Raw genomic sequence first — 11,093 nt, 5'->3', positions numbered from 1 at the left:
AATCTGCGATTCCTATGCGCCCTCCGCTCGCCATCCATGGCTCAGTGGCGGCTTGTTTGAACATCGTGTTCAAACATTGCTGAATACTGACAGAACATCAAGTACTTCTAAGTTCCAAACATATTATTATTTTGAGATGCGGTCGTGAACACATACATAGATTCTGCACATTTTTATATTTCGCTGTTTATAGTGAATCTACGAATCATTTACTATTCCGATTCCATCGCAAGCTCAGTCTGTCGTGTAAGTTCCGCATCACTGATAATTGTAATTCGTCCCTCGTCGTACTGCTCCTGTACCCAGTCGTACACACGGCGCACGAGGGGCGATTTTTTATCGACTGGCGACATGCCCTTCTTCTTGCGGTACTGGTTGATCCAGTAGCCGACACCGGCGATGCCGGATGTGGAGTTTACTGATACCTTTGGTGGGCGGTCGAGCAGCGTGTCGGTGTCGAAGATATTGTAAATCTCATGATTTTTGAGCATACCATCGGCATGGATACCCGCTCTTGTCAGGTTGAAGTTCTCGCCGACAAACGGTGTCATCGGTGGAATCTCATAATCGGTTTCTTTGCTGATATAGTCCGCAATCTCTGTGATCACTTTCGTATTCATCCCATTTAAGTGTCCGCGCAGGGATGCATATTCAAATACCATCGCTTCGAGCGGTACATTTCCGGTACGTTCCCCGATGCCAAGCAGCGAACAGTTGACGGCACTTGCACCATACATCCAGGCAGTTGTCGCATTTACAACACCCTTGTAAAAATCGTTATGACCATGCCACTCCAGCATCTCGGATGGCACACCGGAATAATGCTGCAAACCATAGATGATACCGGATACGCTTCGAGGTAAAGATGCGCCCGGATATGGCACGCCAAATCCCATCGTGTCACAGGCGCGGATCTTGATCGGCACGCCGCTTTGCTCGGACATTTCCATCAGACGGTTTGCAAATGGAACGACAAATCCATAGAAATCCGCGCGCGTGATATCCTCAAAATGGCATCTTGGACGGAGTCCTGCTTCGATACAGTCTGACACGATTCCCAGGTATTTGTCTAATGCCTGCTTTCTTGTCAGTCCCATCTTGTGGAAGATATGATAATCCGAACAGCTCACAAGCACGCCCGTCTCCTTTACTCCAATGGATTTTACCATCTCGAAATCTTTCTTGTTCGCACGAATCCATGTCGTAATCTCCGGGAACTCATAACCTAACTCCATGCATTTCTCAAGTGCCTTGCGGTCCTTCTCCGAATACACAAAGAACTCGGTCTGACGGATCATGCCGTTTGGTCCGCCGAGCTCATGCAGGAGTTTATATATGTGTACCATCTGCTCCATCGTGTACGGCGCGCGCGACTGCTGTCCGTCACGAAATGTCGTATCCGTGATGAAGATATCCTCCGGCATATTCTCAGGCACCCGGCGATAGTTAAACGCAATCTTCGGTGTCTCCGTATACGGGAACATCTCTCGGAAAAGCTCCGGGGATTCCACGTCCTGTAACTGATAGCTGTATGGATCCAGTTCCAATTTGTTTGTCTTGTTGCTTAGTCTGATTTCCTGCATATGCCGTCCTCCATCCTTCGGATGTTTCATCCAATTTTGTTGCACTCATTATAAACACATGCTATATTATATGTAAAATGGATAATTTTGATAGTAATAATCGAATTTACGAATAATAGGAGATTTTTATGGATATCGAAGCATTAAATACGTTCCTGACACTTGCCAATACGAAGAACTATACGCGCACTGCCGCACAGCTTTTTGTCGCGCAGTCCACCGTGACAAACCGTATTCACGAACTGGAAAAAGAGTTGAATATCGCACTCTTCACGCGCAACAACCGCAGCGTCGAGCTGACAGTGGAAGGGGAACAGTTCAAGGACTATGCCGAAAAGGTCATCACACTGACGAATGCGTCACTCTCCGAAATCAGTTCCTTACACAAATACGCAAACCACCTGCGCATCGGTTGCTCTGATTCGATCTACGAAGGACATCTGGCGCCGATCATCTTAGAGCATCAAAGACAGTTTCCAAACGACGCCCTGAAGATCACGATTGGTCTTTCCAACCTGCTGATGGAGCAATTGCAGAACGATATCTTCGATGTGATCTTCACCTATCTTCCTATGAAAAAATCATCCTATCACTGCGAGGTCTACAAGCAGGATAAGATGATTTTAGTGACTGATTATTATAATACGATGTATGCTCGCGGTATCACGAAGCAGGCGTTGATTGCCGAGAATTATCTGATGTGCAATTTCGCCCTGCAGGATGTCGGACAGTTCATCCGAAACTTATTTCCGCGCTATCACCAGTTTTCATTGGAAATTGATGACTGTTCCAAGATCATTCCTTTTTTGCTCGGCTCGGAAAGCTATACGTTCCTGCCCGCAGATACGGCACGTCCATTCTTAGAGACAGGCAAGCTCCGCGTCATTCCACTGCTGGACTTAGAAACACCGATTATCAACAGCTACATGATCTGCAAGAACAGTAAGCAGGAATTGTGCCAGTCGATTTTTATGTAATTTCATGTCACCACGCGGCAGCGTGCCTCATTTATTGGAGAGTTTTCCCCTTTCCGCTACTTTCTCCCCAACCTGCTTGCTTCTCAAAAGCTTCCGGTTGGGGAGTTTTTCCCTTTCCACCACTTTCTACCCATCCTGCTTGCTTCCAAAAAGCTTCCGGTTGGGGAGTTTTTCCTATTCCACCACTTTCTACCCAATCTTCCCTGCATATGCATTTTCCCTTTAGGGAGTTTTGTGCTATTTCGCATTTTCTCCCCAACGTACATTGATTGATTATAAGCTTTTATGGTAAAATAGATAGAATACAAACTAAATTAGACAGGTATGGTACATTTATGAAAAAAGAACAAACTAGAACATCGTTCAAAAGCCGCTGGGGATTTATTCTTGCATCGGTCGGTTCCGCAGTCGGCATGGCAAATGTCTGGGGATTTCCAAATAAAATGGGAAGCAATGGCGGTGGCGCCTTCCTTCTTATCTATTTATTGTTTATATTTTTGTTTAGCTACGTCGGACTTCCGGCGGAATTTGCGATTGGACGCTGGTCACACACAGGAACACTCGGGTCCTATGAAAATGCATGGCGTTCGCGAAACGAAAAACTCGCGCCTGCCGGGCGTGCACTTGGCTGGCTACCACTCGCAGGTTCCCTATGCATCGCAATCGGCTATTCAATCATCGTTGCCTATGTATTAAAAGCATTTGTTGACTCTGCCTCCGGACTTTTAATGCAGGTCAATACTTCCGAATGGTTCGAATCGTTCTCGATGACGGATTTCTCGGTTGTACCATTCCATATTATTATCATCATCGGCACTCTGCTTACTTTATTACTCGGTGCCAGTAGTATCGAAAAAAGCAACAAAATCATGATGCCGCTCTTTTTCCTGATTTTCGTTGTACTCGCAGCCCGCGTAGCTCTGCTGCCCGGTTCAGCAAGCGGGTATGAATTCATGTTTATCCCAAGATGGGAAGCATTGAAAGATCCGACTGTCTGGATCACTGCCATGGGGCAGGCGTTCTTCTCCCTGTCCGTAACCGGAAGTGGTATGATTGCGTATGGATCCTACTTAGACCGGAAAGAAGACGTCATCGCAGTATCGAGACATACCGCGATTTTCGATACGATTGCAGCTTTGGTTGCCGCGCTTGTGATCATCCCGGCATGCTTCTCTTATGATGTCAGTGTGGACGCAGGGCCGAGCCTGCTCTTTATCACATTGCCATCGATCCTGCAGGATATTCCGCTTGGACAGGTCTTTGCGATCATCCTGTATGCGGCAATGATCTTCGCCGGTGTAAGTTCCCTGCAGAACATGTTTGAAGCGGTTGCCGAATCCCTTCTGCATCGCTTCCCGAAGCTGCGCCGTACTGTTGCACTCGGCATTATCTGCGTGATCTGCCTTGGTGCCGGAATCGGTATGGAAGCCATCACCCGCTGGGGAATCTGGATGGACCTCGTCTCTATCTACATCATCCCGATCGGCGCAACACTTGGTGCAATTTCCTGGTTCTGGATTATGAAGAAAAATGATTTATTTGCAGCGATCAATGAAGGTGGCAGGAAGCCACGCGGAAAGCTGTGGTATTTCCTTGGGCGATACCTGTACGTGCCAATTTCAATTATTCTGTGCGTGATTGCACTCGCAATGAAAGTGGCGTTTTAAATGAACCGAACGGGCTGACACCTATTTGATATACACACATTGTCATCCCGCCTATCAGCTTGATGAACACTGGTCCTCTTATAGAAATTTGTGCAAGCACAATTTCTGCATGACAGCGTATTACACAGAAAACGGATGATTGCACAATGTCAACGATCCGTTTTCTGTTTTATAACAACTTATGCCATACCATTTGCAGTCTTATACTTGTAGATCATTTCTGCATGGTTCTGCTCTTCGATCTGGATATCTGCTAGCAGCTTCCGCAGTGCTGTATTCGCAAATGCAAACACATCCGTGTTATATTCACTAGACACCAGCTTCTCTGTTCCGATACAATCCGTCGCAAGAAATGCATCATGCTGCTTGTCCTCGGAATTATCCAATGTACCATACGTCACCTTTGGCTCGTAGTCTTTGCCCTGCGTGTCGTTGCAATCGCATGCCGGAACAGAACCATCTAACACCTGCTGCAACGTATCGTAATGCTTCTGCTCTTCCTTCTGAATCGTCTCAAACAGACTTTTCAGCTCTGGATCTTTCGCCTGTGCTGCGTATTTCCCATACTTTTCCACGCAGCTCTGCTCCTGTGTCTGCAAATCCTGAATCAGGGTACGTTCTTTTTCTTTTAATTCCATTGCTTTGACTCCTTTGATTTCGTCTTATTTTTATCGCAATGGTATTATTGACAGATATGTTCTGTTTTATGCTTTTCTCTACATCATACTATAAAACAAGCTGAAATCCATAACAATTTTTAGCAAATCCATAATGTTCATAAAAGCCATGTGCCTCCACACGTGGCAGCCCGGAATCCAATATCAATGCTTTACAATCTTTCTCTTTTGATTTTTCTTTTACATAATCCAACAAAAACTTTCCATACCCTTTTCCACGATCTTCTTTATTCGTGATCAGACTTGCAACATAACAGGTACATCCCGTCATCCAAAATGTTTCAATATAGCTTCCATGACACAATCCATGATAATTTCCTGCGTCATCTAATGCAAAAAACACAAAACTATTTGCATCTGCATAAGCAGTCACACTCCTCTTTTACTGATATTTTCCCTAACTTATATCATCTTCCAAGGATATGCAACAGACATTCTGCAGAATCTTCCAAATAAAAATATAAAGACGCTTTCGTTTTTATATTTAATCAAAAGCGCCTTTATTCGTTCTTTTGTAATTAGAAATTGCCGCCGTTCCAGCCCCAGTTTGCAACCGCCTGATATTTCACATAGACATGATCCGGTGCAATTCCAAGCACATCCTCAAATATCTTGCAGATCTCGCCAGTCAGCTTGGAGAACGCGGACGGATTCTCGCTTCCGTACACACTTACCTCCACCATCGCCATCGGCTGATCCTTTGATCCTCGGAAATACAACTTATACTCTGGCTCAAAGCCAACCATAAGCCAGCTCTCTGACTTTCCCGGAATGGCTGTGATTGCCTGTCCCAGTCTTGACTTAATTTCCTGCTCCTGTGCATCCGTTAATGCTACACTAATTTTTGAATTGATAAATGGCATTTGTTTGTCCTCCTCTTATTCGTCCTCATCCGGTATACCCGTATGAAGAAATTCGTTCCACTTCTTATTGATTTCTTCCAGTTCCTTCTTCTCCATGATTCGGTTCCGATCATCCAGAATCGCCAGCATCTCATCCGCCACATCCTCCAATCTTGGATTCGAATACCGATACAGATATCCCATCATCCGTGTCGCCGTAAAGTCCGTATTCAGATTCTTCGTCACAATGTCTGCAAATTCCTCTGGATATCCAAGGCGAAGCATGATGTTATAAAGTTGTATGCTTTGTGGAGATTTTGGTTTCATTGTATGTTATAGTCCTTTCCGTACTTTGTCAATTAGTTTGTTGCTATATTAACTTTTCCTTCCACTCCGCTTCCTTAAATCCAACCAGCACCTTATCTTCATCCACAACCAATGGTCGTTTCACCAGCATACCATTCGTCGCAAGGAGCTTAATCTGTTCTTCCTCACTCATTTCTGAAAGCTTGTCCTTTAACTTCATTTCCTTATAGAGCCTACCGCTCGTGTTAAAGAACTTTTTAAGCGGAAGTCCGCTTCTTTTATACCACATCTTTAACTCTTCCGCCGACGGATTCGCTTCTACGATATGGCGCTCGGTATACACGATCTTATTTTCATCCAACCACTTCTTTGCCTTCTGACAAGTAGAACATTTAGGGTAACATATAAATTCCATTGTGCATCTCCTTTTCTATGTACATATCCATAACTTCTCAGTCCATAACATCTTTTCACACTTCATTCTATCAACTTTATACTATCGCACAAACCGCAGCTTGCCCTTACTTTCCCATGTAACCTCACTTACCTGATATGGTGTCTCGCCATCCATATGTATCCACTGCGGCGTCTCCGTCACCAATCGCATCTTCTTACATCTGTGGTTTGTAATGTCCTTAAACAGCAAATGCTTCTTAAAGTAAACAAGCACAACTGCAAAAAGCAGCTTCAACCTTGACATTCCTTTCACGAGGCAGACATCCAGCTTGCCATCGGTCGGATTCGCATTCGGGCAAAATGGAATTCCGCCGCCCTCATACATATGATTCATACCCACAACAAAAAACAGCTCCGGAAGCTTCATCACAGGCGCATCGTCCAGGTATAATTTTGCGCGTACCGTTTTCTTTGCAAATATCTGCTTAACGCCGATCATCACATACACCAATTTACCAAGATGAATCTTATTTAACACCGTTTTCAGTCGGCTCCGGCTGACCTCTTCGCAGATATTTGCATCATAGCCAACCCCAGAACTAATTAAAAATCGTTTTGCGTCGCTTCCCGGATGGTTCGTTGTCACCTCTCCATAATCAAGCGCAATTTCTTCCGGCTGTTCAAGCAGATGCGTGATTGCCTGCTCTGCATTCTTTTCCAAATGCATATTTCTAGCGAAATCATTTCCGGATCCTGTCTGAATACACGATAACGTCGTATGATCAAATTCCTGAATCCCATTTAGGACTTCATTTAATGTTCCGTCGCCGCCAATCACTAAAATATTGATATCTTCCTCATTTTCCCGAACCACTTCCTTGCTTTGATCCATAACAGCCGTTTCGTTTAAAGCCATGTTCCTTCCTGCTGTAAGTTTCCCTGCAACCATCGTTGCTTCTCCCGGCTTCCGCAGTACATACACCTTATACGCCACGTTTTTTCGGTCTAATATGTCTTTTATCTCCCTCCATGCATCCATTCCTTTTCCAGAAGATGAGGTCGGATTTACGATTATATGGTACATTCTTGTTATCCTTTCCACACGCCGCTATCTCTCGATAGCAGGCGTATCTTCATACAGCTGATACTGCAGCTTCGTGCGTGCTCCACGGTAGTCGTTTTGCACAACCAATGTGTAACGGGCTCCCTGGAAGGCAACATAGTTCCTGCCGTCCCTCGCAAAGAACGATACCAGCACCCGCTCCTGCCAGATCTCCTCTGGCAGTTGCTTCTGCAAAACCCGCTCCACAAAACGGATTGCAATATCCTCAAAGCTGTACTGGCGCTCCCGCTTATTCTCCACATAGTAGAGATACAGCTTCTGGACATAACACTCGGACACAGCTTCCATCTGCTTGAAGTAGCTGCCGAGCATCATATAAACTGCATAATTAAATGCATTCTGGTTATTTGTTGCCTTATCGATTGTAGTTGTTGTATTCATCATACATACCTCCTTGAATAAAAACAATAGATTTTTTGATAAAAATAGGCAGACTTGTAGAACTGTCTATCTTCGTCCACAATCTGCCTTCTTCGTTCTATTTAGTTTCATTCAAGAAAATACTCTGATTTTCCGAAGCTGTTGTTAGTATAACGCATTCCGTTTAGATATACAAGACTTATTTCACCATTACAGTTAAACTCATAGTTCAATTACCTATACCTAATAGGTTTTATTTGCGCCAACCAACGTCATGATACCATTTATTACCAACAGCACACCCGTTGCAATAAATGCCCACGCAATCGTTCCACTCTGATTAAAGAGCAGACATGCTCCGGCAACAACCATCAGTCCCGGTTTAAAATACTCCTGAAACCGTTCTCCCACAGTCAGATTTACAGGCATCGTTTTCTTGATTGACGATATCTGTAACAGTCCCATCAGAATGATTCCTGCTGCCAGAATATAGAATGCAAGACTTGCAAATACCCAGCCAAATACCAAAATACAGATTCCGGCAACTGACTTCACAATTCCATAATTTACGAGTCCTGCCACAAAATCCATAATGGCTCCAACAATTACAAATACTGCCAGAAGCGTAATGGCTGCGGTAATAATTTTTCCTTTCATAACAATCAGCAAAATTCCAAGCAATATGGATCCCAAAGCTGACGCTACGTTTTCTTTCTGGTTCATATGTTGTTCCTCCTTATCAATTATCTCCTATAATAACTCATCTAACAGCTTACTTCATATCTGCCTCAAATACAACGGACAATTATGAATCTCTGTATGATATAAGCCATTCAACCAGATCTTCATACCCGATTGCCCGGCTGTAATAAGCGCCCTGGAATACATCACACCCCAATGCTTTCAGCTTCTCTAACTGTTCTTTTGACTCCACCCATTCTGCAATCGTTGTAAAATGAATCGACTCCCCAAGCTTGGTGATCGAACCGATAATTTCCGCATTGGTTTCGTTTTCAAGCACATTCCGCGTCAAAGATCCATCCAGTTTCACGACTGCAAAAAAACCCGTCTGCAAGTAGAGCAGGGAGGTATGCCCCATCCCAAAATCATCAATCAAAAACCGGTGTCCGTGTGCTTTCAATTCTTCTATTTTATGTACCACATCCTCTGTCGAAGATATCGCGTCCTGCTCAGTGATTTCAAGACACAACTGGCTACAGGAAATTCCATGTGTCTTCACGCTGTTTTCCACCGCTTCCACCAATCCATCCCACTGCAGTGACGCATTGGTCAGATTGACAGAGATATCAAAGCTTTCGTCTACATAATCAGTCAGTCTGGCTCTCGCCGCTGCCGCTTCATCTAAGATTGCTGCATCAAGCGCATGCATAATTCCAAGTTCTTTTGCAAGCTGAATGATAAGTGGTGGGTAAATATTTCCAAACACGGGATGATTCCACCGAATCAAAGCCTCCGCACCAGAACAATGCCCATTCTTGTCCACCTGTGGCTGATACATCAGAAACAGACTGTGATTTTCAATTGCCTCCTTCAATTCGCCGGCCAGCAGCCGTGCCGTATTTCCACATACATCTTCCCGTTTTGTAAATGCGAACAGAACTCCACTTTCTTCCTGCTTTTTGTATTCTTCTACCAATTGGTTCACATTCTGTATCATCTGCTGCCGGCGCTGCATTTCAAACATCCGGATAAACGGACGATATACAAACACGCCGATCACAATACATATAAGCTGAAGCACTACTCCTTTCCACGAACCAGTTGCCTGATATCCACTCAGAAGAACTGGCGTTGTCCACTCCACCGATGCTACCACATGTGGAACAATGCCAAAATACATTGCCGCATATGCAATCAGGAAATTCAGGATCGGAACTACCAAAAATGGTACAATAAAGATCGGATTCAAAATGACCGGAACTCCAAACAACGCAATCTCACTGATATTAAACAAAACTGCCGGTGCCGCCATACCCGCAACATTCCGCAGACTCTTCGTCTTCGCAAACAGCAAAACCGCGATTACAAGGCAGATCATCACGCCGGTTCCCCCCATGATTACGAACACATCCTGAAAAGACTTGCTGAATATACCAACAGATACATCTGAGAAATTCTGTTTGATCACAACATCTAATACATTGTTTCCATGCACCCCAAAAAACCAAAATACATGTGTCTCCACAATGATTAAGATTCCAGACCAGAAATTATTATCAATCGAACCAAACAGACGATTTACTCCAAGCTCAAACAATTCCTGTACTCCATTTACCCCGCTCGTCACATATAGTACCTGATGAAACAGGTTAAACACGAATAATATCCCCAAAGTACAGCCAATTCCATTGATTGCATGCATATAACCACTGTCAGTATCTATTTCCTTGTTTCTCACTGACATAAAATTTATATCCTTTAATTTGAAATACAAAAATCCTGCACCAAGGGATACAAACAGTGCAGTGAATGTATTCATATTGCTAAATGCCTTTATCGAAAAACTCCCATATTGGATTCCTGCACATCCGGCAAAACTGGCAAGCGTAACAACCGCCAGTACAATCGCATCCCCCGTCTCCACAAATCCACTTTTCTTTCTGGATTTGATCAGCGCATAGCTGACACTCGTCGTCACTGCAAGCAAAACCGCAAAAATATCATTTACACCATGATATATAAATTGCAGCATATCCATAACATGACCTGACCAGATATGTGCAATAAAATCCTGATAGCCTGCTATCGGCAGACTCATGATCATCAATGCGCCATAGCCAACAACAAGCAGGGGAATAAGCATAACCATCCCCTTGCGGATCGCACCAAAGGCACAGCTTTTTTCTATCTTATTCGTTGCTTTTAATACTCTGTTTTCCATTTTTTTCATTCGTATATTTCCTCAATTCATAATTATTCTATTATAACATGGATACAGCACAAGCTCAACCACATCTGAACTTTCCTATTTACCAATTCTTTCACATTCACCCCAGGAGAAAATACATTTTCTGTAATTACATTTATAACAATACTATGCTATAATAAAGTTTACGACACATGTATTTACAGACACCTTATAAAAACGAATGAAACTGATGAGCAACAGATTGCCACGGATATATATTCCACGAAGGAGAA

12 protein-coding genes are annotated in these 11,093 nt (G+C 43.8%); 2 read left to right on the top strand and 10 right to left on the bottom strand.

Features of this window, described 5'->3' with window-relative positions:
* Positions 1–212: 212 nt before the first annotated feature.
* A complete protein-coding gene (locus tag AAAT93_RS00985; RefSeq protein ID WP_227573607.1) occupies positions 213–1,583 on the bottom strand; it encodes a 2-isopropylmalate synthase in 1,371 nt (456 codons plus the stop codon).
* Between the two features lie 128 nt (positions 1,584–1,711).
* On the opposite strand from AAAT93_RS00985, the gene AAAT93_RS00980 reads away from it, so the two are divergent.
* Complete coding sequence (locus AAAT93_RS00980; RefSeq protein ID WP_227573606.1) at positions 1,712–2,560, top strand: LysR family transcriptional regulator; 849 nt, start codon at positions 1,712–1,714, stop codon at positions 2,558–2,560.
* Between the two features lie 335 nt (positions 2,561–2,895).
* Entirely contained in the window at positions 2,896–4,227 is a 1,332-nt protein-coding gene (locus AAAT93_RS00975; protein ID WP_195541032.1) for a sodium-dependent transporter, read from the top strand.
* Between the two features lie 179 nt (positions 4,228–4,406).
* Here the strand turns inward: AAAT93_RS00975 and AAAT93_RS00970 are convergent, their stop codons facing one another.
* From AAAT93_RS00970 to AAAT93_RS00930, 9 genes are all read right to left on the bottom strand, one after another.
* Positions 4,407–4,865, bottom strand: coding sequence for a ferritin-like domain-containing protein (locus tag AAAT93_RS00970; protein ID WP_021985985.1), 459 nt, complete (start codon positions 4,863–4,865; stop codon positions 4,407–4,409).
* A gap of 88 nt (positions 4,866–4,953) precedes the next feature.
* Positions 4,954–5,247 (bottom strand): GNAT family N-acetyltransferase, encoded by a 294-nt coding sequence (locus AAAT93_RS00965; RefSeq protein WP_227573605.1) that lies wholly within the window; start codon positions 5,245–5,247, stop codon positions 4,954–4,956.
* 175 nt (positions 5,248–5,422) lie between these two features.
* Positions 5,423–5,767: a phenylpyruvate tautomerase MIF-related protein gene (locus tag AAAT93_RS00960; protein WP_118374049.1), complete on the bottom strand. Its 345-nt coding sequence runs from the start codon at positions 5,765–5,767 to the stop codon at positions 5,423–5,425.
* Positions 5,768–5,782: 15 nt separating this feature from the next.
* Positions 5,783–6,073, bottom strand: coding sequence for a hypothetical protein (locus AAAT93_RS00955; RefSeq protein WP_021985982.1), 291 nt, complete (start codon positions 6,071–6,073; stop codon positions 5,783–5,785).
* A 43-nt stretch (positions 6,074–6,116) separates the two neighbouring features.
* Positions 6,117–6,467, bottom strand: a complete 351-nt coding sequence (locus AAAT93_RS00950; protein ID WP_227573604.1) for an arsenate reductase family protein — start codon at positions 6,465–6,467, stop codon at positions 6,117–6,119.
* 81 nt (positions 6,468–6,548) lie between these two features.
* Positions 6,549–7,532 (bottom strand): diacylglycerol/lipid kinase family protein, encoded by a 984-nt coding sequence (locus AAAT93_RS00945; protein WP_021985977.1) that lies wholly within the window; start codon positions 7,530–7,532, stop codon positions 6,549–6,551.
* 24 nt (positions 7,533–7,556) lie between these two features.
* The gene (locus tag AAAT93_RS00940; RefSeq protein WP_021985976.1) at positions 7,557–7,955 is read right to left on the bottom strand and encodes a hypothetical protein; all 399 of its coding nucleotides are present in this window, start codon (positions 7,953–7,955) and stop codon (positions 7,557–7,559) included.
* Positions 7,956–8,174: 219 nt separating this feature from the next.
* Positions 8,175–8,654 carry a DUF308 domain-containing protein gene (locus AAAT93_RS00935; RefSeq protein WP_021985975.1) on the bottom strand — a complete coding sequence of 160 codons (480 nt, stop codon included), beginning with the start codon at positions 8,652–8,654 and terminating at the stop codon, positions 8,175–8,177.
* 82 nt (positions 8,655–8,736) lie between these two features.
* The gene (locus AAAT93_RS00930; protein ID WP_227573603.1) at positions 8,737–10,833 is read right to left on the bottom strand and encodes a PTS sugar transporter subunit IIC/EAL domain-containing protein; all 2,097 of its coding nucleotides are present in this window, start codon (positions 10,831–10,833) and stop codon (positions 8,737–8,739) included.
* Positions 10,834–11,093 lie beyond the last annotated feature (260 nt).

The organism is Coprococcus hominis (ex Arizal et al. 2022) (genome assembly GCF_040094675.1).
Taxonomy (GTDB): Bacteria; Bacillota; Clostridia; order Lachnospirales; family Lachnospiraceae; genus Coprococcus_C; species Coprococcus_C hominis.
The sequence above is the reverse complement of the archived record's forward strand: the minus strand, read 5'-3'. Positions and strand labels throughout refer to the sequence as shown.